At 31.2% G+C, this 25538-nt stretch carries 23 protein-coding genes and 1 pseudogene; 3 read left to right on the top strand and 21 right to left on the bottom strand.

Features of this window, described 5'->3' with window-relative positions; all coding sequences use genetic code 11:
• Positions 1-84: 84 nt before the first annotated feature.
• The 17 genes from LL038_RS06215 to LL038_RS06135 all read right to left on the bottom strand — a co-directional run bounded on the left by LL038_RS06215 (position 85) and on the right by LL038_RS06135 (position 18480).
• Positions 85-1362 carry an aminotransferase class I/II-fold pyridoxal phosphate-dependent enzyme gene (locus LL038_RS06215; RefSeq protein ID WP_216126668.1) on the bottom strand — a complete coding sequence of 426 codons (1278 nt, stop codon included), beginning with the start codon at positions 1360-1362 and terminating at the stop codon, positions 85-87.
• 72 nt (positions 1363-1434) lie between these two features.
• The gene (locus LL038_RS06210; protein ID WP_216126667.1) at positions 1435-2100 is read right to left on the bottom strand and encodes an NAD-dependent epimerase/dehydratase family protein; all 666 of its coding nucleotides are present in this window, start codon (positions 2098-2100) and stop codon (positions 1435-1437) included.
• Between the two features lie 22 nt (positions 2101-2122).
• A complete protein-coding gene (locus LL038_RS06205) occupies positions 2123-3727 on the bottom strand; it encodes an ATP-binding protein (protein WP_216126666.1) in 1605 nt (534 codons plus the stop codon).
• Positions 3717-4892, bottom strand: coding sequence for an ATP-binding protein (locus LL038_RS06200; protein WP_216126665.1), 1176 nt, complete (start codon positions 4890-4892; stop codon positions 3717-3719). Before LL038_RS06200 ends, LL038_RS06205 begins: the two co-directional genes overlap by 11 nt.
• Positions 4893-5012: 120 nt before the next feature.
• Positions 5013-5774, bottom strand: coding sequence for a hypothetical protein (locus tag LL038_RS06195; protein ID WP_216126663.1), 762 nt, complete (start codon positions 5772-5774; stop codon positions 5013-5015).
• Positions 5775-5823: 49 nt separating this feature from the next.
• Entirely contained in the window at positions 5824-6873 is a 1050-nt protein-coding gene (locus LL038_RS06190) for an anti sigma factor C-terminal domain-containing protein (RefSeq protein ID WP_216126661.1), read from the bottom strand.
• Positions 6866-7366: an RNA polymerase sigma factor gene (locus LL038_RS06185; RefSeq protein WP_216126658.1), complete on the bottom strand. Its 501-nt coding sequence runs from the start codon at positions 7364-7366 to the stop codon at positions 6866-6868. The genes LL038_RS06190 and LL038_RS06185 overlap by 8 nt, the downstream gene beginning before the upstream one ends.
• A gap of 506 nt (positions 7367-7872) precedes the next feature.
• A complete protein-coding gene (locus tag LL038_RS06180; RefSeq protein WP_216126657.1) occupies positions 7873-8499 on the bottom strand; it encodes a type 1 glutamine amidotransferase family protein in 627 nt (208 codons plus the stop codon).
• Positions 8500-8599: 100 nt separating this feature from the next.
• Positions 8600-9562, bottom strand: a complete 963-nt coding sequence (locus LL038_RS06175; RefSeq protein WP_216126656.1) for a helix-turn-helix transcriptional regulator — start codon at positions 9560-9562, stop codon at positions 8600-8602.
• A gap of 583 nt (positions 9563-10145) precedes the next feature.
• Positions 10146-10406 carry a hypothetical protein gene (locus LL038_RS06170; RefSeq protein WP_216102358.1) on the bottom strand — a complete coding sequence of 87 codons (261 nt, stop codon included), beginning with the start codon at positions 10404-10406 and terminating at the stop codon, positions 10146-10148.
• Positions 10407-10741: 335 nt separating this feature from the next.
• Entirely contained in the window at positions 10742-12700 is a 1959-nt protein-coding gene (locus LL038_RS06165; protein ID WP_253200018.1) for an ATP-dependent DNA helicase, read from the bottom strand.
• Positions 12701-13355: 655 nt separating this feature from the next.
• A complete protein-coding gene (locus LL038_RS06160; protein ID WP_216126654.1) occupies positions 13356-13568 on the bottom strand; it encodes a hypothetical protein in 213 nt (70 codons plus the stop codon).
• Positions 13569-13674: 106 nt separating this feature from the next.
• Positions 13675-14199 (bottom strand): hypothetical protein, encoded by a 525-nt coding sequence (locus LL038_RS06155; RefSeq protein WP_216126653.1) that lies wholly within the window; start codon positions 14197-14199, stop codon positions 13675-13677.
• An 81-nt stretch (positions 14200-14280) separates the two neighbouring features.
• Positions 14281-14898: a hypothetical protein gene (locus tag LL038_RS06150; protein ID WP_216126651.1), complete on the bottom strand. Its 618-nt coding sequence runs from the start codon at positions 14896-14898 to the stop codon at positions 14281-14283.
• Positions 14899-15075: 177 nt separating this feature from the next.
• Positions 15076-15771 carry a group II intron maturase-specific domain-containing protein gene (locus LL038_RS06145; RefSeq protein ID WP_216171807.1) on the bottom strand — a complete coding sequence of 232 codons (696 nt, stop codon included), beginning with the start codon at positions 15769-15771 and terminating at the stop codon, positions 15076-15078.
• 52 nt (positions 15772-15823) lie between these two features.
• A complete protein-coding gene (gene ltrA, locus LL038_RS06140; protein ID WP_216126646.1) occupies positions 15824-17068 on the bottom strand; it encodes a group II intron reverse transcriptase/maturase in 1245 nt (414 codons plus the stop codon).
• Between the two features lie 506 nt (positions 17069-17574).
• The gene (locus LL038_RS06135; RefSeq protein ID WP_216126644.1) at positions 17575-18480 is read right to left on the bottom strand and encodes a reverse transcriptase N-terminal domain-containing protein; all 906 of its coding nucleotides are present in this window, start codon (positions 18478-18480) and stop codon (positions 17575-17577) included.
• A gap of 906 nt (positions 18481-19386) precedes the next feature.
• Between LL038_RS06135 and LL038_RS06130 the strand changes: the two genes are divergently transcribed.
• The 3 genes and pseudogenes from LL038_RS06130 to LL038_RS06120 all read left to right on the top strand — a co-directional run.
• A complete protein-coding gene (locus LL038_RS06130) occupies positions 19387-19584 on the top strand; it encodes a GyrI-like domain-containing protein (RefSeq protein ID WP_253200017.1) in 198 nt (65 codons plus the stop codon).
• 106 nt (positions 19585-19690) lie between these two features.
• A complete protein-coding gene (locus LL038_RS06125) occupies positions 19691-19849 on the top strand; it encodes a hypothetical protein (RefSeq protein ID WP_253200016.1) in 159 nt (52 codons plus the stop codon).
• A 74-nt stretch (positions 19850-19923) separates the two neighbouring features.
• A pseudogene (locus tag LL038_RS06120) lies at positions 19924-20109 on the top strand (VOC family protein); the annotation flags it as partial.
• Between the two features lie 424 nt (positions 20110-20533).
• On the opposite strand, the gene LL038_RS06115 reads toward LL038_RS06120, so the two are convergent.
• The 4 genes from LL038_RS06115 to LL038_RS06100 form a co-directional block, all read right to left on the bottom strand.
• On the bottom strand, positions 20534-21553 hold the full coding sequence (locus LL038_RS06115) for a sensor histidine kinase (protein ID WP_253200015.1): 1020 nt from the start codon (positions 21551-21553) through the stop codon (positions 20534-20536).
• 2 nt (positions 21554-21555) lie between these two features.
• Positions 21556-22230, bottom strand: coding sequence for a response regulator transcription factor (locus tag LL038_RS06110; protein WP_216126641.1), 675 nt, complete (start codon positions 22228-22230; stop codon positions 21556-21558).
• A gap of 66 nt (positions 22231-22296) precedes the next feature.
• Positions 22297-24804 (bottom strand): ABC transporter permease, encoded by a 2508-nt coding sequence (locus LL038_RS06105; RefSeq protein WP_216126640.1) that lies wholly within the window; start codon positions 24802-24804, stop codon positions 22297-22299.
• Entirely contained in the window at positions 24801-25484 is a 684-nt protein-coding gene (locus LL038_RS06100; RefSeq protein WP_216126638.1) for an ABC transporter ATP-binding protein, read from the bottom strand. The genes LL038_RS06105 and LL038_RS06100 overlap by 4 nt, the downstream gene beginning before the upstream one ends.
• Positions 25485-25538: the final 54 nt, after the last annotated feature.

Below are 25538 nucleotides of genomic sequence, written 5' to 3'. Positions count from 1 at the left end.
AAGTATACAAAAGAGACTGTAATGATATAATCATTACAGTCTCTTTTGTTTCCTACTAAGTTAACAAAAATATTTACTCCAAATTTATATAACTTTTGAAAGAGCTATTAATATTCCAATTTTAGCATGATCAAATGTTAATCCGCCCTGTAAATATGCTATATAAGGTTCCCTTATTGGAGCATCTGCAGATAATTCTATAGATGACCCTTGAATAAAGGCCCCTGCTGCCATTATAACCTTATCTTCATATCCTGGCATATCCCATGGCTCGCACTGAGCAAATGAATCAATTGGAGAACCTGCCTGTATACCCTTTATAAAATTAATTAGCATTTCCTTATTTCCAAATTTAATAGCTTGAATTATATCACTTCTTTTATCGGTGTATTTAGGAAGAACATCGAACCCTGCAAGTTCCATAATCCTTGCACAGAAAATAGCACCCTTCAATGCTTCCATAGTTACGTGTGGGGCTAGAAATAATCCTTGAAATAAAGAACGCATTACTCCAAATGTAGAACCACATTCTCCACCTATGCCTGGAATTGTTAACCTATATGAAGCTTGCACTACATATTCTTCTTTGCCTGCAATGTATCCACCTGTTGGTGCAATTCCGCCACCAATATTTTTTATTAGAGAACCCGCAACTAAGTCTGCACCGACATCTGTAGGCTCTGTAGTTTCAATAAATTCTCCATAACAATTATCTACAAAACAAATTACATTTGGATTTATAGATTTTGCCGCTTTTATAATTTCTTCTATCTCACAAATTAATAAAGCTTTTCTCCATCCATATCCAGTAGATCTTTGAATGTGAACTAGCTTTATTGATTTATCCGATATCATTGTTTTTTTCATTAAATCTATATCAACCTTAGAATTATTTAATTCTAATTGTTTATATTTTACACCAAAATCTTTTAATGATCCTATATCTTTCTTATTAGTTATACCAATTATGTTATGTAATGTATCATAAGGCGTTCCACATACAGAGAGCATTGTATCATTAGGTCTTAAATTACCAAACAATGCTGCCCCGATTGCGTGTGTTCCATTAACAAAATGTGGCCTAACTAGTGCGCTCTCGCAATTGAAAATTCTTGCATATACTTTATCTAATGAATCTCGTCCTATATCACCATAACCGTATCCAGAAGAGTTCGTAAAATGAGATTCGCTAATCCTCTCATCTTGAAGTGCAGTCAAAACCTTAAGTTGGTTAAACTCCCTTACTTCATCAAGCTTTTCAAACTCACCTTGCACATCTTTTATTGCTATATCATAGAGTCCTATCGTTTTTGAATTTATTTTATACTTCTTTTGTAGGTATTCTTTTGTTATATCTAACATGATCCATGTCCCCTTTGTATTATGTATTTTAATTTACATCATTAATAATAACATACATCTACACTATTTTATTCATATTGTGCCCTTTATTTGAATTACCTCAGAATTAAAAGCTTCTATTCCTGATTTTTCTTCTATTGCAACTTTATACATAGCTTTTGCCACAGTATTTCCGTATACAGGTTTATATTTTTTTAAAGCACCGTTAAATATAAATGGTATGCATTTTGAAACAACTTCTGCTGCTTTTTCACCAAATCTAAATTCTGTTCTATCTCCTAAAAGTAAAGACGGTCTAAAAATTTTAAGGCCTCTTAACACTAAGTTGCTAAGTTCATTTTCCATTTGACCTTTAACTTTGTTATAGAAAACAGCGGACTTTACATCAGATCCCATTGCTGAAATTACAAGAAATTGTGATACATCATTTTCCTTCGCTTTCATTGCTAAAGAAACTATATATTCCAAATCAACTTTTTTAAAAGCTTCCTTACTCTTAGCCTTTTTTATAGTTGTTCCAAGGCAACAAAATATATGATTAACCGTGTCTTCAAGCTTATAAGTGTCTAGCAATTCAAAATTGATTATTTTCTCTTCAAGCTTTTTATTATTTATTCCCGTAGATTTTCTAACCCAAACTATTATCTTTTCATACTCAGGGGCTTCTAATAACATATTAACTAAATTGCCCCCAACAAGTCCTGTAGCCCCAACTACCAATGCGGTTTTCTTTTCCATACTTACTCTCCTTATTTAATTTTTATTTTTCATTATTCTTAACTTCTTCAATAATTTCTTCAACAGTTTCTTTTAATTCCTCCCCAACTTTTTTATACTCAATATTAAATTTTTCATTTTGATTTTTTATAAAATACATTAAAACATAATAAGTAGGCTTAAATTTATCCTTTAGCATAAATTCCTTTTCATTAAATACATTTAATAATGAGTTATACTGTTTTTTAGCCATTAGTAATATAAAATACTCATTAATAAATCTATTATATTTATCTGTATTATTAGCTACTTGTAAAAACAAAGAAGCCTTTTTAATGGATTCTTCTATTTTATCCTTCAAAAGCAAGGTTTTTGATAATTCATAGATACTGCTAAAATCGTTACAATCTCTATCTAAGTCTTTTTTAACATAATTTAAATTTTGTTCTTTGTTTTCACTTTTATTAATTAAAAGTTCTCTACTACACCAGCTTTCTAAAAAATCTACAAGCCATAACACCTGCTGTTTTTCTTTTTCTCCTCCAAATCTTATTAGATACCATATGTTAAAGAATCGATCCTTAATTTGATACATATAATTTTTCTTGTTCATAGGTATTTTATTTATTACACCATTCTTTTCTAATTGATTTAGCTGAGCTGACACTTCTTTGCTTTGCATTCTTATTTTGTCTGCAATTTCTTTTGTAGTTATGGCTTCCCAGCTTAACGCTATAACATCAACAATTTCTTGCTGCACTGGAGATAAATTATCCATTACGTGTTTATAAATAGGTGTTACTCTATCCGATAATGTATCTATATCTATAAAGACGAGGCCCCTATCGCAACGTGTACTACTTAAAAGTAATGACATTATTCTAGGCACCCCACCAGTTAACCGCCTTATGGCTTCTATTTTACCTTTATTACTTTTGATTAGTTCCTTCATATCTTTCTTATTAAATATTTCTCCTAATTTTTCAAAATATTCATTAGTTTCTTCTGTAGTTAATTCTTTTAATTTTATTAACTTAAAGAAGTCATAAAAAGGTTTTTCATAATCAAAGGTGAATTCTAAAACATCTGAGGATGCACCTATAAAACGAATTTCAGAAGAAGTTAATAAAATTTCTCTAAGTTTTTGTTGCTCAATAAGTTTAAATTTCTTCAAAATACCTTCAGTATTATCTATTAGAAGTATTAACTTTTTATTTTTTTCTTTAAGTCTTTGTTCGATTATTTTAAAACAGATATCGTCATAATCATCTTCCTTTGCATGTTTATCCATTTGCTCATAAAGGCCTATAAATTCATAACTTTCTAGTTCAAGATTTTGTGCTACGACCTCCCAAAGCTTAAATAATCTACGTATATTATATTGTTCCTCTGGTAATATAACAGGAATAAGCCTTTTTTTTAATTCTGTATCCTTTTTAATTTCAAAGTATATCCTTTTAAGTAAAGTTGTTTTACCATATCCACTTTGAGCCTCTATCATATAATGCTGCTCTGGATATTTCATATCTGAACTTTTTATATCATTTATTATTTTTTGAAATTCATTTGTTCTTATTACAAAACTATCAATTAGGTCTTTCTCTGTTAAATTATTGGGGTTATAAAAACTTACACTACTAGTTTGCATTCTTTTTACACCACCACATTCTCAATATTGGAGAAGTAAAAGTATAAAATTTTCCTTCATCATCATTATTTATATATCCATCATCTATAAGAGTATTTAATAGATCTTTATATGTTTCACAAAGATTATATTTTACAGCTAAATTGTGTGTTTCATTATAAGTTATCTTTTTAGCCTCTGATATAGATATTAGATCTAATGTTTCCATAATGAACTTATAATCATTATTTTTGTACACCACAAGCCTCTCATGCCAACTACTAAATTTATTGTTTTCTTCTACCATACGTTTAATTGCAATATCTACTGATTTATTATGTATGACGCATAAATTATCTTCATCGTAGATATCCTGGATTTTATCCATAGCAAGTTGAATATAAAAAGGAATTAACCACTTAATCTCATTAAGCATATGATTTATAGTACCATCGTCCATAGTAAAATCCAGTCCTTTAAGTAACTCATTTATAAGATTTTTGCCTTCTAATTCACTTAATGGAGTGACTTTCACTATGTCTAGGTCATTTATAAACTTTGAAGAATCCATTCGTCTTGCAATACCCTCGAGGCTTATGGAACCTGTATATATAAATTGAAATTTATTATTTATATCACTATTTTGTCTTAAAACTCTATTGCTCTGAAGTAGGTGAACTGCATATGCGGTGCCTTCTTTTTGTTGAATGTTTTCTATTGTTTGAGCAAATTCATCTATCATTATAATCAATTTGTGCCCTTCTAAATCAATAGTTCTCATGATTTCTATAAATTTATCATAATAATTATATTCAATATTTTTGCTAAATTTAACGGAGTCTATTCCAAGCTCATCTATGCTTTTAAAAATGTTTTTTGCTATGTCTTTTATTGAATTTATTACCTTATCTCTTTTTCTTATTGAATCACAATTTAAAATGGCCTTTACAATTTCCTTATAATACTTATTCTCGTTATACACTGACTCCGTAATTACATAAACTACATAGTACTTCTCCCTTGGGTTATCTTCTATATACCTCATTAAAGATGTCTTTCCTACTCTTCTTGGAGCTGAAATTATAATGCTGCTATCTGAATCAATTTTTCTCCATAATTTATTTATTAAAATAGGCCTTTTAAAAAAGTTTTCACCTCGAGCAGCTTGCCCAGTTGTAATTTTCATAATTAACGCCTCCTGTATATCCTTATATTTACAATTATACTTAACAAAAAATATCTTGTCAAGTATTTTGACAAGATATTTTTTGTTAAGTTAACCAAGAATGTAAATAATAAATGTTTTTTATATAACCTTATTCATTTTTTTATACCCAAAGCAATAAAATAAAAAACCCCCTATTGAAAATAATATTAAGTCATACAATATAATTCCTATGCCTGTAATTTTACTGTATATATCAATTTGAAATAATGTCATAACATTTAACTGCTCAACTAAACCAGTGTTTGGTAATATAACCGCTGTAACTACAACATAAAACAAAGGTAATAATATAAGCAAAAATTTACTTTTTGTTAACGTCGATATTCCTAAAATAAATGTTGAAAATGAAGCTGCACTAACAAAAGTTATAAGGAGTGAAATAATAATATAAGCAATTTTAGACTTATTATAAATAGGACTAAATGCCCCTGTTACATCTGTATGAATATTGTTAATGCCATAAGCACTGATTAAAAATATAAGTAATATAGTTTTAGTTATTAAAAATACAAACCCACTAACTAAGGCATTTACTATCAACCGACTAGTGAAATACACTTTTGGTTCTATTATTGTAAAAAGTTTGCTAAAAATATCCTTTTTCTTATCTATAATATAAGAATTAGAAAATGGAAAACTAGCAAGTAATGGAGCTATAAAAGGAAGATAACTAAACCCACCAATTCTTATAAAATAATTAATGCCGTCTACTCTAGGATTTTGAAATTTAAATTCACTAAAACACGGTATTAATAGTAATGCTAAAACTATTAGACTTGCGATTAAAGTTTTCTTAGAAAAAAATGCTCTTTTAAAGTCAAATATTAAAAATGTTTTCATTTTTTAACTCCTCTCAATTATAAATTATACAAGCAGTTGATATCGATAATTAGTATTTATCCCCCACTGCTCCAAGGCTGGAAGCCTTAATAAAAGATTTGTTTTTAAGAAGTTTTAAAGAATCCTTATCACCTGTAATTACCACTCCTAAAATTTTTATATTATCTTTCGTAATTTTCACTTTATCTTTACTTAACTTACTAAATAACGTTTCATACAGTTGTTGATTTTTTCCTTTATTTGTTTTTCCATAAGAAATTGTATCAATAAAATCTTTTTCGGGTGTTTCTTTATTTTTCCCTGCTTCATCTATTGCTTTAATACCATATACTTCATCCTCATATAGTATAATATTAGGACTTATGTGTTTTTCTCTTTTATTTACTGGTATCTCCTCTTCATTTCCTATTTTTTCAATATGAGAACTCAATTCAGTAACTTCATTTTTCGTATACGTATCCACCCAATACCAATTCAATGTTATGTTTTGTGGTATCATACTTTTCACCTCAGAAATACTATAAGATTTATCAAAAGATAACGAAATTTCCATAACTTTATCTTCTCCAATTTTATTAAGAATTGATAAATCATCCCTATATTTAGTATATTTTACATTAGGATGGTAAAATTGCATTACATTTTTGCCAACCTTGTTATATCTTTTAGATTGTTCTGAGTCACCATTAGCTTCATACAACAGTCCACTAATATCACCATAAAGACCATTTATTAACGGTAGATAAGTATAAGATTCTTTGTTGTTACCATCAACAATAGGTTTGTTCCCTAAAAATCTATAAGTAACATAATCAAGCTCACCAGTCAATAATCCATCATCCATTTGGTCACTTCCAATATATGAATTAGGGTGAGCTATTCTGTAATAATTCTCTAGTTCAGCCTTTTTTTCATTTCCTAATTTGTTTAAAGTTGTAGCATTAAAGACTAAACCGACGAAACTCACTACTGTGAATACTAATATGCTTGTTATAATCCCTCTTATGATAGAGAAAAGTTTTGCCTTTTTTATAACCTTATCAAAATTAGACGGACCTTTATCTTCAAACAATTCTTTTAATTTTTCTTCATCATTCATTATACATAACACCCCACTTATTTTTAAATTGCTCTCTTGCTCTAAATAAATATGTTTTCACTGTACTTTCATTTATATCTAAGACATTAGATATTTCTTTATAGGATAAGTCCATATTATATTTTAGAATTAATAAATTTTTTTGAATATTATTTAATGAATTAAGTATTTTTAGCACATCCCCTTTTCTCTCTAGATCTATAATATAATCTTCGCATAAATTGTTATCAGATTTAAATATTTCTTCATCTATAATTACCTGTACATGTCTTTTTTTTGTTCTACATAGATCATAATATCTATTAATTGCAACTCTAAAAAGCCATGCTGATATTTGGGAAACATCTATTCCATCAATATATTTTAATGCCTTATAAAAAGTATCTTGTGTTATATCCTCTGCATCCTCCTGATTGCAACCTAGCTTTATTAAATAACAATGTATAATATTCATCTTATCCATAAATATTTTGCTTATTAATTCGTTTTTCATTTTATCCCCCTAACCTAAAGCAAAATATATGTTGAAATAACCATTTCAGAATCCCCTCTATTACTAAAACGATTATAGGGCTAAAAAGTATACAATTAATTCATATATTGTTTTAATAATGTAATTTAGATGTTTTTTAGAACAATTAAAAAACTATAAGAATTTATTATAAACTCTTATAGTTTTTATGGGTAGGAAGTATAAATTACTTATTAAAATTTAATTCATATTCTTGAGAGAGCTATGTTAAGTTGAGTAGCAAAATCATCACGCCATATTACATCATGTAGGGTTACTTGTGACGAGATAAATGAAGAATATGACACATGGTTTAATAGAAATAATACTTATCTTCCATAGTGAATTAAATATTTTTTCCTTAATGGCTTTCGATATTTTTTCTATCAACAATTTAAGTTCTCGTGATTGGTAGTGAGTATTTGCATTGCTAATAATATAATAGAATTGTTCTTGATATTACTTGATTTGATACACTCAATTTTCTACTATTGAATCGAGCTCATCAACTCAAAGAAATATTTTGCATCTTGAGTTTTATAAAGATTGTACCAAGAATCTAAGGTTTGTGGTGAAAACACCTCTAGAATTTTCAATATATGCAAAGTAAATTCTAGAGGAGCTATTCCAGAGGCAGTAATCAAACTTCTATCCGTTACTGCGTATTCTTGCTTATAATATTTTTCTCCTGCATAGCTTGGACAGACCATTTTAAGATATCCCAGGTCATTGCTTGTATGAGCTCGCTTATCTAATACTCCTTCCATAGCAAGTCCTATTGTAGCGCCACAAATTGCCCCTACAACAATACCTTTCTCTAAACATTCTTCAGCCATTCTTATAATGGGAACATGAATTGCTTCTGTCCATGTATTCCCACCAGGTAGAATCAAAGCAACTGTCTCTTCAATACTACACTCCTTAAGTTCAATTTCTGGCAATATTTCTAGACCTCCCATTGTAGTAATAGGGTTCTTGTTAATTCCTACAGTTACTATTTTTAGAGGCATTAATCCCTTTTTGTAGTACCTTCCCGAATTGATTTCAGTACTTAAATAACCTATTTCCCAGTCTGCCATTGTATCAAATACATAAAGATATACTATATTTTTCATTTTCTATTCCTCCACTTTCATTTTATTAGTACTATTTATCACAGGATGGTTTCAAGCTCCATCTTAATCAATTATATATTATCTTTACTGACAAATTCAGTCAGTGGAGATAATAGTCCAGCAAATCTTTAAGAATTGATGCCATAGCAGCTTTAAAACTATTTGGTTCAAGCACCTTTATTGCTTTACCATATGGAAGTAGAATATGAGGAACATAGGTATGGATTGAGTATTCATCCATTAAAAAAATCGTTCTGCATTCAGTTCGTTTTATCAGATGATATCCTAAAAACCAATGTGCACTTAGGTCATTCAATGCTTCTGCCTTGCCCTCAATTACTAAAGTGCAAAGTCCTACTTTACTTTCTATATTCGATAATAAGCTTTCTGTAAAAAACTCGCGCGCCGAAAAAGCTTCAGGACGCTTAAACGTATTTTTAGTGCTTATAATATTTATTATTCTATCTACCCTAAAGTTACGAATTTCATTCCTAAGATGGCAAAATGCAATAGCGTACCATTTATTGTTCCAGTAAAGCATCCCATAGGGGTCAACAACCCTATGCTTGGGATGACCTTCATAACCTGTACAGTATTCAATTTCCATAGAGCATTCATTTGCAACAGCTTGCTCGAGTTCCATTAATATAGGTTTGACAGCTGGATCGCAAATACGGCTCACTACTTCAAATCCAACTAGATGACGATTGAGAACTTTTTCTTGTTCTTGATTCGAAAACATCTTTAACTTTGATGTTGCACTATTTAGTGATTCCATAAAAGGATATCCTGATTCCATTGCAAAAACAGCAGCATGCAAAAGTGATTTCTTCTCATCAAGATCAAAAAACAGGGGTGCTCGGATGAAATTGTTAAGCAAGCTATATCCGCCGTTATGACCAGGCTCCGATATTATTGGCACTCCACTAACACACAGTGCATCCATATAACGATAAACCGATCGTATGTTTATTTCTAACCTTTCGGATATTTGCTTTGCAGTTATTTTTGTACCTGAATTCAGCATCCATAAAATTGCTAGCATATTATCATTTTTTGGCATAATGCACCCCCTAATCTGGTTAACAATTAAATTTTATTGTTTAGGAATATAATATCATTAAATATTGTTTTTAAAAACTTATAACATTTCTTATTATAAGTTTGACATAACTCTTTAACTAAGAAATGTCTTCAGATATCTCTGATATCCACTACACCTATAAAGTGTTTCACATTTTTTCAGCTTCCCATTATTAGCCTAATGGTTATATGGATAATTAGAAAGTACAATCAAAATATTCATCTTTTCATTAGTATATAAATTTGTATATGTAACCTACAAAAGAACTTGTTCATTTTCACTCAAATCTATTTTAACACCTTTTTAGTAGTTACAGAGTTAATAAATGTATCTATTTTTTATTCCCAGCGAATATCAAAAATATGAAAATGCTTTTTTATATCATCAATTTTTTTAATATATAACGTAAGTCGTTTTTCATTCTTTTACCCCTCATAAAAAGTGTATAATATAGCTAAATTAGCCTGTCCACAAAGCCTTGATGATTTATAATTAATAAATATAAAATCTTATCTCATTATGCAATGCATATAGTTGTCATCTTCATCCCCAATACGTCTATCTATTCAGCATCAAAATCAATAAAGTACTTTCTCTCTGGTGTATGTATCGTAAGGGTTGCTAAATTAATATTGTCCTCTAAAATATCCACTCTGTATTCGAACATGATATCATCATTTTGCTTCTTCATGAATAAGTAACTTCCTTCTTCTTGATCCTCGGCCTCATCACTTATTTCAGCGTAGATTTCTTCGCCACTGACTTCTCCAGGATATCCTGACTTTCTTATCTTTTCATCTATTGCTTTAAAAAACTGTTCCATTTTTTCGCTCTCCTTCTTTTTTTAATACCTATTTCTCTCCAAATCAAGTATATACTATGCTTCTAAATAACAGCCTTAATCATTATTAATTAATGATCAGAGCAAAACCTCACTTATCAAGCTCACATGGTTCTCAATGACCTCTAGGCTAGTAATTACTTCACTTAATACACATCCTTAACTCAAAAAAATTATAACATAAACCAATGACACTTTTAATACCATTGGCTTATTTGCTGAAGTACCTATACCTTGACCCTTTCCACATCCAGGACCTCCTCCTGAAAAAATTCTTGAAGCCTTATATATTAAAAAGTTTCTTTAAGTGTGGTATTTTAAATCTCCCTATGTTCCAAAGTTTTGATTTTCACTCCTCTAGGTAGAGCTCTCATAACCACCTTTTCCCATGGGGTTCCTATTACTTGATCCATGACAGCTATTGCTCCACGGTCATCCTTTGTTCTAATTAATCTGCCACAACCTTGTCTTAACTTCAATCCCATTTCAGGGTAATCAACGGTTATAAGTGGATTCATCCCCTCTTCTTCTGCATCTTTGCGCCTCATTTCAATCAAAGGGTCTATTGAAGGAAAGGGAAGCTGCCAAACTACAACGAGAGATAAAGACTCCCCGGGCACATCAATTCCCTCCCAAAAGGTAGAACCTACTAATACAGATGTAACTTCCGCACGAAACTTTTGGACAAGATATCCGCGCTCACCTTTATCCTCCCATAAAACTTCAAAAGGTAGCTCATAACCACTAATTTCTTTTCTTATTTTCCTAACTTCCTTCAAAGAGTTAACAAGTATCAGCGCTCTTCCTCCATTTTCTTTCAGCAAACATAATAATTGTTTAATTTTGCGTGAAAACTTGGCACTGTCAGTCTCCTCAAAGGATGGCTGTTGTAAATAAACCACCACCTGGTCCTCAATATCAAAGGGACTTCCAACCGTTGATATTGCTGGATCCTTTAAACCCAGAGTCCTCATAAGGTAACTAAAATCACCCTCATCACTTAAAGTTCCTGAAGTAAACACCACAGGCAATTTTTTCAAAAATAAATGTTTATCTAGCATATTGCTCAAATTCCGAGGAACTACCCAAAAACTGCCGTCTGCCCTATCTATCCAAGTAATAACCTCTTTACCTTTATTCCTACCAAACCTAGCTAAGGCTGTAATTGATAGTTCTATTTGAATTTCAAAGGTATGTAACGTGCTTTCCGGTAGCTCGTTTATGTATAGTTCTTCCTCAATTTGTATCTCTAAGAGCAACCGATCTAGCGCCTTATGAAAAGTATCAGCTGCTTTCAGAAGTATATCATCGGTGCGAACCGCCAGACGCTCTGATTGCTCATCATCTATCACGTTTTGATTAAGTTTTTCAAAAAAGTTAGAAGTGGCCTGCCCCAAGGCAATTACACTTACAACCAGTGAAGTTCTTGCTCCCTGGATTTCCTCTATCGAAAGGATAATATTATCAATATCCTCTTTGTGAATTTGTCTTCCAGCACCCATGGCTGCCGGCAGTATGACTTTATGGCCTTCATCAAAAATCACCAGCGAGTAATCTGGAAGCATAGGCATTTTACCGTCTGCAATTCTTTCATCCCTTGTCCACAGGTCCTGAAAAAAGATACTATGATCAGCGATAATTAAATCCTTGGAAGATCTGTAATGTTCCCTTACCTTAACAAGCTTACAAAAGCCTCTTCTGGTACAGGCATCACAGGGCATAGTCTCATCCCATCCAATCTGTCTCCATACACTATCGGATATATGCGGCATTTCTGAGCGTTCACCTTTTGTAGTCCTGGCTAACCATTGATTAATCTCATCAGAGGCTGTTGCATCGCCAAACACTCCCCCTATTCCACTAACTCTCTCATCACAAACATACTGATGAGGATCCTTTGCCATTGGCGCATCTATTTCTAATCCCAGTATTCGGGAAAGTGTTTGAATATCTCCCTTTGGCCCTGCCAACTGTTCCTGAAGTGCTGTTGAGGCACATGCAATTACAACAGGTTTTCCGCTAAAACCAGCGTAGGCAATTGCAGTGAGTAAGTAGGCGAATGTCTTTCCGGTACCGACTTCAGCCTCAGCCAGATGAATTTTTTTATTACAAACTGCATCAGCAAGCTGAAACGCAGTATATATTTGTTCATCACGTATCTCATATCCGTGTTTCGGAAGAATATCGTAAAAAACATCGCCAATCCAATCCATCAACTTACTTGAAAACTCTTTTTTTGTTTTATAATCAAAGGTGTGCCCTATTTTCTTATACAAAATTTTATCCTCCTGTTAACCTATGGAATACCATAGAAAATATTATGTGGAAATTTACTTTCAGTTATGTACATGCGCATAGTTTTTCTTTATACACTAAACATAACTACCCTTACATTCTAAACTTTTTCAATAAGTATTATAACATTAACAATGGAGAAAAAATTACATCTTTTAATAATTCTAATTTATATTACACAAAATCTAGTCAATTTCCTAGGATTTCATAAACAAGAAATAGAGTATTAACTACTAATACTCTGCGATAATAGAAATGCGCATTGAATACACAATCAGATAAAATTGCATAAAAAAATAACAACTTTCGCTATTTTTATTGCACTTATGATGGTAGGCGGATATATACTTACTTTCACCTCAAAGTCTCAATACCAGGTAATAAATTTAACGTTATGAGTCCCTATCTAACTCTCGTAATGGTCCTGATGCTTGTTAGTTATCCGCGTTTTGGAACATTATCAATGATTAATCTTGTGTTTGGTTTACTTATGGTTATATTCGGTCCCTGGATGACACTTGCAATTATAATATCTGGAGTGTTGGCAGATAGCTTTTATAATAGTCTGGCTTACTTTGGAAATATATTGTTAAATGATGTTACATGTCGTCCCTCTTGCAATCGCTCTTGAAAATATCACACATACTCTTTTAATATCTCTTTGGGTATTTCCATAGACACTTCTACTTGTAAATAGCTTGTATCTTTCTGATATCCACAGATCTCATTCAAGCAATTCTTCATCTTTTGATCCTGTTCAATTCCTTTGATCTGAACATTTTTTTTAGAATATGCCTTGCTTGTTTCAATAAAACTCTTAATATTTTCATTGAATTTCTCAATTTCCATCTAAGCTATGTTATTTTCATTCATATTTATCCTTATCTCACCTTCTATAAATAAGCTATACCACAAATTACTATTTATAATGCTTAACTTTAAATTGAAGTTTAACTTATACCTCAAACCAATACAATCCATTATTATTCTCTAAAACATTTTCATCTTTCTGCTTGATAAAATTAAATTGGATATCTATTTCCTCATTTCCAATGTGTTCTTCCGAATCAACATTGGAATATTGAACTACTTCAACTTTATATAATCCATTTTCAATTTCTATACTAAATGGCTCACAATATTCATCTGGAACTTTATTATCTTCAAATTGTGCTGCCATTGTCAAACATGTGTATTCAACAAAATTTAATGTACCTTTTGTAACTTTTATATACCCAATTGTTCTCTTGTAGAATTTCTCTATATTACTTTCCTCATATTCTATTCCTATAGTCCAATCAGCCTCTATTCCCTCCTCCGTCATTCCAAATACTAAAATGTTCCCTTGTTTTGCTTCTTTATCCCAATGTTCGTTTAACATCGGTAATTCCCAATCTTCATCCACAAATGAATTATAAGTATCTTTATTTACAAGCGCTAAAAAATTTGTATCACCAACATTAAAATATAACTTATTCATCTTTATATCCCCTCCTGCAAATTGGAATTTGTAAATCTATTTTAAGTCAATTAAAATTGCCGAATGATCCGACAATTCTTCTTAAAAAAATTCCTGCATATTTTCTATATAATTTAAATTCTCTAATGCAGTTTGTGACATTATTGCATAATCAATTCTGGTTTTGTATCTGAATGTATATCTTTTTTCGATATCGTAATTTGTTCCTTTCTTCTCTATCCATGCATCCTTTGCCCCTTTTTCTTCAATCAATTTATTTAGTTTTTCCTTCGCCGGAGTCCCGTCAGTATAAACATTCATATCACCTATATATACTACCTTTTCATCTTTACACTTTTCGTAATGAATCAAAACATCTTCCCAATAATTAATTGCTCTGTCTTTTTCATATACACTATCCGGAATATGAACTCCAATAATTCTATAATCATTATATAGTATTTCATTCCATTTTAGCAGAAGACCTGAACTCTTTTTCGATACTATTTCCCTCTTTATGAACATCAATACTATAGACGTACACTTTTTACTTATATTTTCACACTCATTAGGATATACCAAATAATAACCTTTTTCGCTGCATAAATATATTATTACATAGGCTCCTGCGGGTGAATGCACATCAAATTCTGAAAGTACAATTATCTCTGGATGTGCTTTATCAAATATTTTTTCTAATATTTTTTTGCCATGTAACAATTTGTAAATACTTTGCTATTTTTTTTAAAACTACCAGAAAAGCCATTTGTGTTAAGACTTAGTATTTGCATAAAATTAATCCCTTTCTTTCATATAAATTACTATTTGTCTGAATATTGTCGGCTAAGTAGGGAGGATTACTCCTCCTTTCTCGCCTAAGAACTGTACGTGTCTCTTTCAAAACATACAGCTCAAGCATACTTTTTTTCCTTCAGTCAAATTTTTGTTTTTGCTTTTTCTATTATCAAAATAGTTTTTTAAGTTACTGTCATAAGGCGTAGCCTTATGTCTAATCATTATGTGTCTTTTTATTGGAATCCATGACATTTTAATAAGTTGTACTTTTTCCTCATTAGGTGAGGATAAAATCCACCTATCTTTATGTTTTCCTTTATAATCTGTCCTATAGTATCTTTCAAATATCCATTTTCTGCCTTTATTATTGTGCATTCGGCACAGGAACATTGTTGTCACAAGATAGTTGTGTGCATCCATGTTGTTAAATGCTTTCTTGGCTACTACTGGAGACCAGTAATTTGCGATTCCTCTTAATATTGGGTTTAGCACATGAATTAGTTTCTCTACATTAGCTCCATGCAATTCTTTGACCTTGGAGGTGATTTTCTTTTTACTTTTCTTGATGGTCTCTTTGGATGGTTTGATAAATAACTTTTCACCTTGCGAGGTTTGGTACACCCGTATATTGAATCCTAGGAAGTCAAAACCCTCCGTAATTTCCACAACTCTTGTTTTGGTAGGTTCTAATTCTAGTCCTCTTTCCTCAAGATATCCTTCTAGTTTGGTGTATACTGATTCTGCCTGTTCTTTTGTTTTACACATGATTACAAAGTAAGTAAACCAAGGGAACTTCACCCTTAGCTTCTCTCAGAACCGTACGTGAACCTCTCAGCTCATACGGCTCCCATCATTCAGCGGTTGGTAATATTCCCATTTTCCAATGTGCAAACAAATTTCTATCTCTTTTTGCAATACTTCCTAACCAATATTCTGCTCTTCGTCTGTGTTTTCGTTTCTTATACTTTCTTCGAACCCATTTAACTAAAGCATTATTGATATATCTTAATACTGCATACATTTCTGTTTTATAGAAATGTGTATAATAGTTAATCCATCCCTGTATCTTTTTATTAAACATACTTGATATATCCCACAAGTCTTTATCTACCTTCAACTGTACTCTCCAACTTCTTACCTCTTTCCTAATTCTTTTCTTTGCATTATCTGCTATCGCTGGTAAGAAACTTGTAAAATACTTTCCATATTTACTTTTTGCGCCTCTAGGCTTAAATGTATACCCTAAAAAGTCAAATGATATATTTGGATAATCTCCGTTTCTATCATCATCTTTACAGTATACAATCTTTGTTTTATCAAGGTTCAGTTGCAATCCGTATTCTTCAAACCTTTCTTGCAACCGTCTTTGTAGATATTTAGCCTGTTTTAGGGATACACAGTGTGCTATTCCATCATCTGCGTATCTAGCCCACGGAATTGTTTTGAATTCTTTTGTTATAAAGTCATCAAACACATAATGTAAAAACAGATTCGCAAGTACTGGACTTATGACACCCCCTTGCGGAGTTCCAGAAATTCTTGGCACTAGTTCTCCTTTTTCCATCTGAAATGGTGCAGTTAACCACCTTTGAATATAAAGAATAATCCATTCTTCATTTGTGTGTTTCCTTACCATTTTAATTAAAATTTCATGTTTGATATTATCAAATAGTCCCTTTATATCAAATTCAAGAACCCAGTCTTTCCTCCAACACCTTTTTCTTGTAACATCAAGTGCTTGTATTGCAGATTTATTAGGTCTATATCCGTAGGAATCCTCATAAAACATAGGCTCTACTTCTGGTTCAAAGTATAGTTTAACTAGCATTTGTGCAATTCTATCTTCAACAGTTGGTATCCCTAGTAATCTAGTTCCTCCACTTTTCTTTGGAATTGCAACTGCTTTTACAGGTTGAGGAAAATAACTTCCTGATGACATCCTATTCCAGATTTTATATAGATTGTTTTTCAAATTCTTTTCAAAATCTTCAATTGACTGTCCATCAACTCCATATGTTCCCTTGTTTGCCTTAACCTTCTCGTAAGCTGTAACTACAGCTCTTTTAGAAATATTAAACGGCTTTGTTTCCATCATAAGCTCCTCCTCCTTTCAAAGTTGACCTATTTCTGAAACTGAATAACTCGAGGTCCTTCGCTCCACTTCCATTACAGAAGTTTCTTCACTACTACGACTCAATCTGCCCCTATGCTTGCATTGATACTCTTTTCTCACAGTTCTTCTGCTTGAAATACTCTCTTAACATCAAGCCGTAGGTTCCCACGTTCCGTACAAATGCCTGTACTAAATTCATGCCACCTTTATGCCGTTCACCGCCTAGACAGTAAACAGGTTTCCTCTAGACTTATCCCAGATTAACGACTACCCTCTGGTTCTGATGAAATCTCTACGCTTTCGACATTTTCGTAAGTGGTTCACATGCTCGTTCATCTCTTTAGTACATACTTGACAAATTAACTCTGCCTTTTCCTTAACGCTCAATACCATAACTTTTGATTACAGCACCTTAAGGTAGTTTGAAATCTCCACCTGCATGGCGATTTCGAAGGGCCTTCCTCCATCATCTGTATAGCACAGCAATATTAAGCAACTCTTACGAGTTGCTTACCACGCTTTCGTGGCACACAGTCATCTGCATAACGAGTCATAGAGTAGTCCGTTATATTCGATGCGCATTTGCTACCTTTAACATTTCTCATTGTGTATTTTATACCTAGGCATTCTTCCATTCCATGCAACGCAATATTTGCTAGTAATGGCGAAATGATAGAACCTTGACCCCCACCTCTGTCTGTTTCATTGAAAACATTATTGTCTATATAACCAGATTTCAACCATTTTTCTATGATACCTTTGTTAGGAAAGTATCTTATTTGTTCCATGATATAGTCATGTCTTAAATTATCAAAACATCCTTTGAAATCTCCTTCAAATATCCATCTTTTCTTCTTTCTAGCCAAGGAAGTAAATATTCTTGCAATTGCGTCATGACAACCCCTTCCTGGTCGGAAACCATAGGAAGTAGGTTCAAATATATATTCCCATTGTGGCTCTAATGCAAGTTTAGTCATGTTTTGCCAAATTCTATCTTTTATTATAGGAATGCTCAAAGGTCGAAGTTTACCATTCTTTTTCTTAACATAGATTCTATAGGATGGCTTAGGTTTGTGTTGACTTATACTATATTCTTTCATATGTAGATACAGTTTTAATCTTTCTGCATCTGTTAATGCAGTGAACTTGTCAACACCTGCGGTCTTCTTTCCTTTGTTGATTTGTGTAACCTTTCTAATTGATAATAGTAAAGCTGCTTTGCTTTGCACAAGTAATCGTTGTAATTCCCTTACCTTACGATTCTTTCCTTGACTTTCGGCATGATATATTCGTTGTTGTAACTTTCCTACATACGCAGATACAGAAGTCCAATCAATTGTCTTCCATGACGTAACATTAGGCAATGTGGACTTTATTGCTAAAGCATTGCTCATCTTTTGCCTCCTTTTGGAAAAGTTCCTTTTCGCTTTAATCATGTTGTACACCAGTTGGAAGTCTGCACTCTTTCGAGCGTATCACTTGATACTGTCCACCCAGTTATTTCTCATTCCTGTAGGCTTACGCCCTAGTGGCTTTTGCTTTCTCCAACGTTCCTTTATCCTCTAGAGAATTGTGTATTCCTTACGGTCAACCTACCATATAGATGGACTCTATAGGACTTAACAAGTTTAACTTCTGTTAGTTACGATTCGGTTAGGTCTAATCAATATACCGATAGATATATGGGTGATATCAAACGTTCTTATATTCTAACGTCTTCCTTATCTACAATACACTGGCAAGCATATCCCATCCAATGCTAGATTTAACGATATTTAATCATAGACCATATGAATCTTTCCCTTGCCCACATTGTCATGGATATTAGACTTTGATTAGGCTTTTCCTCATGCAACCTACAAAACGATTGCTCGTAATGCAGTTTCAGACGGGAATATTCCTATCACTGGAACAATGGAGTACTATCTCCATACTAACTTAGCGAAAGAAGAAGTCACTTCTTGTCGCACATATAAATAATCTTTACTGAGTCTTTAATATTAGTATTGTGTTACATTCAAAATATCAATACACGCTTATTAAAGTAAATCAATACCCAATATATAGGTTTGCTTGTGCTGATATAAAATAAGCTTCAGAAATACTAATTATACTATTACTCTAAAATCAGTGTTTTATAGTTTATCAGTTGTTGTTTGAATACTATATTTATACAGATTTTCATTTTCCTCTTCATCAAAAATAGTCCCTAATAATTTACGATGCTACCGGATATAGAGATTTATCATGTCAATGGTCAAGAATCAAAAAGCGGCCATGCAGAACTGGATTATTATGCTATGGATCAGCAAACGAGGATAGGTGAAATGGAATTATGTGTTCCCACTGCTGAGACGCCAAATGGAAATGGTATCACAGTAAAAAATATGCCACGAGTAAAAGCTATTTGTGTTACACATGTCGGTCCCTATGAAACTATGGGACACGCATACGAAGCTATTGACCGTTATGCAAGGGAAAATAACTTGACATTATAGTCGACCTTTCGTGAAATCTATATCAAAGGACCAGGAATGGTTTTAAAAGGCAATCCCAACAAGTATATTACAGAAATCCTGTTCCCAGTTAAAGAGGAGGAATAGAATGCCAGCAATTGTAATTGATAATTTAGTTAAAGAGTATAAAAATGGTTTCAGAGCCTTAGACGGTTTAAGTCTGAAAGTAAACTCTAGCGAAATTTTTTCCTTGCTAGGGCCAAATGGTTATGAGAAAACAGTTCCAAAGTGTGTTAAATTACGATAATATTACATAGATAGTTACGACATAGTTGTAATTTAATACGATACACACATTAAATTAAGAAGGAGGAAACTATGATGAAAGCAAAAATTAATCTTGTTACGATTTGGACAAATAATATAGATAAAATGAAGCGTTTTTATAATCAAGTTCTTGGACTTAAAATTAAAAATGACCTTGGTGATTATGTTGAATTTGAAAATGAGGGAGTCAGATTTGCTATTTGTATGAGAGCTGTTATGTATGGTTATAGCAATGATTATGTTGAATTTCAAACTGATTGCGGAGCTCTTTAATTATTCGGTTTTAAAGCACATGAAAAACTTGCAAAAGGTTCAGTTAAACCAGCCTCAAATAGGTGTCTTGAACTTGAGTTTAATGTAGACAATGTAGAAAATGATAGGCGTTTTGGGGGCTTCTTCATAATCCAACTTTTGTATATTCTCAAGAAAAGTATGCAAAGCGATAAAATATGATGTATTAGAACCTTTACCATCTGCAAATCGCTTTCGCTGACCCCATGTAACCTTCTCACTAATAGACCTACTTTCCTCCTGGTGGAGGCAAAGCGCAGTATCCCAAATCCAGCATCTGTAATTATCAATGCTATTGGCTTTTTTTAATTACCTTGGATAACCATTCGTTAGGTTTTAGTGCTACAACATAATAGTCATTTTGAATTTCATATTATTTATTAGGTAAAAATATAGAAAATTTTGACCCACCATTATTTGAATTTACCTTAATATATCCCCCATGCTGCATTATGATTTCTCTACTTAAATAAAGTCCAATTCCTATACCTTCAGCATCTCCTATATTTCTACCTCTGTAGAATCTTGAAAATATCTTAGGAAACTCATCCTCATTTATTCCTATTCCATTATCTTCTATATCAACCCTGCAAAAGACCTCATAGGTTTTAATTGTAATATCAATTCTTCCACCATCTTTTGTATATTTAACTCCATTTTCTAAGATATTAAATATTGCTTCTGATAACCAATTTTTATCATGATTAATAATAATTTTATCTACTTCATTTAAGCCAATAAGTATATTTTTATTTCTAGCTTTTTTCTGTACTTCGCATAAAGCTAATAAAACTGTTTCGTTTAATGAATCTTTTTCTAATTTCAATCCTATAACTCTACTTTCAAGCCTTGACATTTTTATCATACTTTCAACTAAAAATGTTAGCTTATTTAATGAAAATAAAACTATATTATTAAATTCTTTTCTTTCTTCTTCTTTTAAATTATCATCCTGTAAAAACTCACTATATATTTTTATATTGCTTAATGGAGTTTTTAGTTGATGGGCAATATCTGAAATCAAAGATTTTATTTCATTTTTTTCTTCTTCTATTTCTTTATTTTGGGATATTAATAAATTAGTTAATTTTGTAGTTTGGCTTTGTAGTTTTGAAAAAATTGTATCTTCCGTTGTTGAAAAAACTTCTTCACTTTCCATATGACTAATTGTTTCTAGCATATCTGAAAGTTCTTCTAAAATAGATGTCATATAGTTTTTAAATAATATATCATAAAGAAAAATAAAGATTATTATTCCTAAAGAAAATATTGCTGTTATAATTGTTATCTGTATATTTAACGTTTTAAAATAAATTGTTGTATTAAATAAGAAACAAAATAATATAATTCCAATTTTATAAATTAACATTTTCAAGTTATAGTTTGTCTTCATCACTACTCCCCAAAGGTATATCCAATACCAACCACTGTAATTATATATTCTGGTTTTTTAGAATCCTTTTCTATCTTTTTTCTAAGTCTTCTTATATTAACACTTAAAGTATTTTCGTCTACAAAATTACCATTACTATCCCATACCTTATCTAAAAGCCTATCCTTTGTAATTACCTTACCTTTATTTTTAGCTAGTATTTCTAATAACTTATATTCAGTAACTGTTAAGTTAACTTCTTTGCCTTCTATTGTTACTAATATTCTATCAAAATCTATTATTAAATTATTGCAATCAAACTTATTTTTATTTGCTGGCTTATTTCTCTTTAAAATAGCATTTATTTTATACTTTAAGACTTCAATAGAAAATGGTTTTGCTAAATAATCATCTGCTCCAACTTCAAAGCCTTTCACCGTATCCTCTTCTGTATCATTTGCTGTAAAGAAAACTATAGGAAAATCTATTTTTTCTCTAATTTCTTTGCAAAAATCAAGTCCATTTCCATCAGGAAGATTTAAATCTAAAAGAAGAAAATCTATTTTACTATTTAGCATTTCGTTCTTTCCTTCTAGTATTGAATATGCTGAAATAACCTCATACCCTTCTTTTTTAAGAGCAAATGCAACTCCCTTATTAAGATTTTTATCATCTTCAACAATTAATATCCTACTCACTTTACCACCCCTGTATTTATTATACCCAAAAGTGGCATATTTTCAATAACATGCCACTAAGTAAGGTTATTCTATTCCTCTAATTCTTTCCGTTACACTCTTCTTTGTAGAATTAGTAAATAAAATAGCTGGAGTAATTAAACATACTATAAAAATAACTATTATTACTGATATTATTTCTATTGCGGGGACGGTAAATACAGCATAGTCTGCAATTTCTCTGGTTAAAGTCCCAACTCCATAAATAACAGCCATTCCTACTGTTAATATTAAGATAGTAGTTATTCCTGCATAATAAAGCCCCTCAAAGGTAAGCATCTTCTTGATTTGCTTTTTAGTCATTCCAATGCTCTCCATAATTGCAAGCTCTTTTAATCTTACATTTACTCCTGTTATCATTATATTTATGAAATTGAGTATTCCAATTAATATTAGTATTATGGAAATACCTCCACCTAAAACACTCATTACTAATTGAGATTTATTGAACTCTTCTGTTTTTTCACTTTTTGATTCAAACCAGAGGCCACGTTCACTACTCATTTTCTTTAATTGCATATTTATTTTCGGTTCATACTTTTTCTCTCCATCAATATATAAAATATAATTATTTGTAGCCTCATCAAGCTTTTCTAAAGCTGATGTACTCATATAAATAGTTGGAAGTCCAAGAGATGCTGGTAATCCTGGAGGTAAGAACTCTGTGTTATCTTTGAAAATTTGAACTGGATAGGTTTCTTCTTTTCCAGTCTTAGTATTTTTAATAGTTAAGTCACCCTTAATATTTTTATAGTTATCTCCATACGACCAAGATTCGATTAATATTAGTTCTCCTTTTTTAAAAGCTTCAATATCAAATTTTTCTTTAGCTTCCTTATGAATTCTTTCTATTAAATTATCATCTATTCCAATAATAGAACTAGAAAGTAAGCTTGGATTCTTTTTAGTAGATTTTAAAAATCCCTTTAATTGTGCTTCTGATTGACCAAGTCTTTTATAGACTTCATTAAATGCTGGTAATAATACGTCATCATTCATTTCTAATTGTAAAAAGGATGTCTTTGTTCCATAGACTGTATTTACACCTTTAACAGATTTTATTTTTTCTATAAAAGTATCATCTATCTTCCCTTTTTCAGCCTTTATATTTTGTATTGTAAAATCCTGTTTAACATATTTGTTTATATAATTTTCTACCTTCACACTACCTAAAAAGGTACTTACACTTAAGAAGGTTATTATTCCCATAAATAATGATAAGAACACTATTATAGCCCTTTTCTTTTCTCTAAAAATGTTATACCAAGCCATTTTATATAGTTTCCCACCATTAGTAGTTTTTCTCTCCTTCTTCTTTTTAATATTAGCTCCTGTATATCTAAGTGCCTCTGCTTCCGATATATTACCTGCTATTTTAGCTGGTTTTCTGCAACTTAATATAACTGTTAATAAAGAAAATAAAGCTGCTGCTAAAAATATAAAAGGATTAAATGAAACATCGGTTGGCATTGCTCCTGCCTCTGCTCCTGAAAATAATATTCTCATTGCCATTGGAACAATTCCAAAGGAAACTATTGCTCCTAAAACAAGACCTATTGGAATTCCCATTAAAGAAAACCTTAAAGCTTGCCCTTTCACTATTTTTTTAATTTGTTTAGGTGATGCTCCTATAGTTTTTAGTAAGCCATAGAAATTTATGTCCTTATTAACAGCTATATATAAAACGTTGTAAATAAGAAGATATCCACTAAGAACTATAAATAATACTATCATTATAGCAACTCCAGCTGTTGCAATTGCTGTGTCCGATAAACTATCTGTTATATCATAATTAAAAGAAAACTCTTGCTGACCAATTAATTTAACTTCTTTTCCTAATATTTTTGGTGCTGCATCTTTACTGCTTTCTTTTAAAGTAATAAGCAGGTTTCCATCTTTTTCTAAAGATAGTCCATTTTCCTTTATAAAACTTTCTGAAACCAATAAATAACCAGTATCTTGAACTATGTCATAAGTTGTATATATTCCACTTAATATAAATGCTTTATTTACTACTTTTCCATCTATTTGGGCTGGAACTTCTATTTTATCCCCTATCTTAGCATCACTTTTTCCTAAAAACTCTAAGGCCCTTCTTGATGCCATAACCTCACTTTCTTCTGTTGGGTATTTTCCTTTAATATTGCTTATAGCTGGTTTGCTTTGCTTTTCAAAATTATCTAAACTGCTATTCTTTATAATAATCTTTGTTCTGTTTTTAGTTAAACTATCTAAGTCAACTCTTCCAGCACTAATTTCATATCCAATATCTGTAGCTAAATCTAATTTTTTAATTTTATTTATTTGAGTCTCAGTTGGTTTTCCTAAAGCTACACTAGCTGTGGTTCCTTGTATTCTTAAATTCATAGTTTTATAATTTTTAATAAAACTAATCCCTATACTAAATACAGAGGAAATCATAAATGTTGTTAGAACAATTGCAAGTATTGCAAATATATTTCTAATTTTATTAGTTTTTAAAGAACGATTAGTTATTCTTTTAATAACTTCCTTATTATTATTTTCAAACTTCATTGTTTTTCACCACCTATAACTGTAACCTTTCCATCTTCGATTCTTATTATCTTATCTGCAAGCTGAGCTATTTCTTCATTATGAGTAATCATAACCATAGTTTGATTGAATTTTTCACTAGTTGTTTTTAATAAACCTATTACATCCATACTAGTTTTACTATCAAGATTTCCTGTTGGTTCATCTGCTAAAATCAAACTAGGTTTTGTAGCTAACGCCCTTGCTATTGCTACTCTTTGTTGTTGTCCTCCAGAAAGATTATTAGGCATACTATTTAGCTTTTCTTTTAAGCCTAAAGTGTTAATTACTGAATCAACATACTCTTTATCTACCTTGGTTCCGTCTAACTCTATTGGTAAAACTATATTTTCATAAACATTTAATATAGGAACAAGGTTATAGTCTTGAAAAATAAATCCTATATTTCTTCTTCTAAAAATAGTTAGTTCTTCATCATTCATATTGCCAATATTTTTATTTGATATAATTGTTTCTCCACTAGTTGGCTTGTCAAGCCCACCTAACATATTTAATAGAGTTGATTTTCCACTTCCTGAAGTACCTATTATGGCAACAAACTCCCCTTCATTTACTTCAATGCTAACATTATCTAAAGCCTTAACTATAGTTGGCTCTTGACCGTATAATTTCACTAATTTTTCCGTTTTTAAAATACTCATATCTTCACCCCAAAATTTATTTTATTTGATATACTTTGTATTTTACCAATAACT

Source organism: Clostridium estertheticum, from assembly GCF_026650985.1.
Taxonomy (GTDB): Bacteria; Bacillota; Clostridia; order Clostridiales; family Clostridiaceae; genus Clostridium_AD; species Clostridium_AD estertheticum_C.
Note: the sequence above shows the minus strand (reverse complement) of the source record. Positions and strands in the feature narration are given on the sequence as shown.

Coding starts and splice junctions, on each gene's coding strand:
- LL038_RS06175 (WP_216126656.1), bottom strand. CDS start 9,562: ATGCCAAAAAATGATAATATGCTAGCAATTTTATGGATGCTGAATTCA.
- LL038_RS06190 (WP_216126661.1), bottom strand. CDS start 6,873: ATGAATGATGAAGAAAAATTAAAAGAATTGTTTGAAGATAAAGGTCCG.
- LL038_RS06170 (WP_216102358.1), bottom strand. CDS start 10,406: ATGGAACAGTTTTTTAAAGCAATAGATGAAAAGATAAGAAAGTCAGGA.
- LL038_RS06130 (WP_253200017.1), top strand. CDS start 19,387: ATGGATCAGCAAACGAGGATAGGTGAAATGGAATTATGTGTTCCCACT.
- LL038_RS06185 (WP_216126658.1), bottom strand. CDS start 7,366: ATGAAAAACGAATTAATAAGCAAAATATTTATGGATAAGATGAATATT.
- LL038_RS06160 (WP_216126654.1), bottom strand. CDS start 13,568: ATGGAAATTGAGAAATTCAATGAAAATATTAAGAGTTTTATTGAAACA.
- LL038_RS06205 (WP_216126666.1), bottom strand. CDS start 3,727: ATGCAAACTAGTAGTGTAAGTTTTTATAACCCCAATAATTTAACAGAG.
- LL038_RS06135 (WP_216126644.1), bottom strand. CDS start 18,480: ATGAGCAATGCTTTAGCAATAAAGTCCACATTGCCTAATGTTACGTCA.
- LL038_RS06200 (WP_216126665.1), bottom strand. CDS start 4,892: ATGAAAATTACAACTGGGCAAGCTGCTCGAGGTGAAAACTTTTTTAAA.
- LL038_RS06115 (WP_253200015.1), bottom strand. CDS start 21,553: ATGAAGACAAACTATAACTTGAAAATGTTAATTTATAAAATTGGAATT.
- LL038_RS06100 (WP_216126638.1), bottom strand. CDS start 25,484: ATGAGTATTTTAAAAACGGAAAAATTAGTGAAATTATACGGTCAAGAG.
- ltrA (WP_216126646.1), bottom strand. CDS start 17,068: ATGATGGAAACAAAGCCGTTTAATATTTCTAAAAGAGCTGTAGTTACA.
- LL038_RS06105 (WP_216126640.1), bottom strand. CDS start 24,804: ATGAAGTTTGAAAATAATAATAAGGAAGTTATTAAAAGAATAACTAAT.
- LL038_RS06180 (WP_216126657.1), bottom strand. CDS start 8,499: ATGAAAAATATAGTATATCTTTATGTATTTGATACAATGGCAGACTGG.
- LL038_RS06155 (WP_216126653.1), bottom strand. CDS start 14,199: ATGAATAAGTTATATTTTAATGTTGGTGATACAAATTTTTTAGCGCTT.
- LL038_RS06195 (WP_216126663.1), bottom strand. CDS start 5,774: ATGAAAACATTTTTAATATTTGACTTTAAAAGAGCATTTTTTTCTAAG.
- LL038_RS06125 (WP_253200016.1), top strand. CDS start 19,691: ATGCCAGCAATTGTAATTGATAATTTAGTTAAAGAGTATAAAAATGGT.
- LL038_RS06215 (WP_216126668.1), bottom strand. CDS start 1,362: ATGTTAGATATAACAAAAGAATACCTACAAAAGAAGTATAAAATAAAT.
- LL038_RS06210 (WP_216126667.1), bottom strand. CDS start 2,100: ATGGAAAAGAAAACCGCATTGGTAGTTGGGGCTACAGGACTTGTTGGG.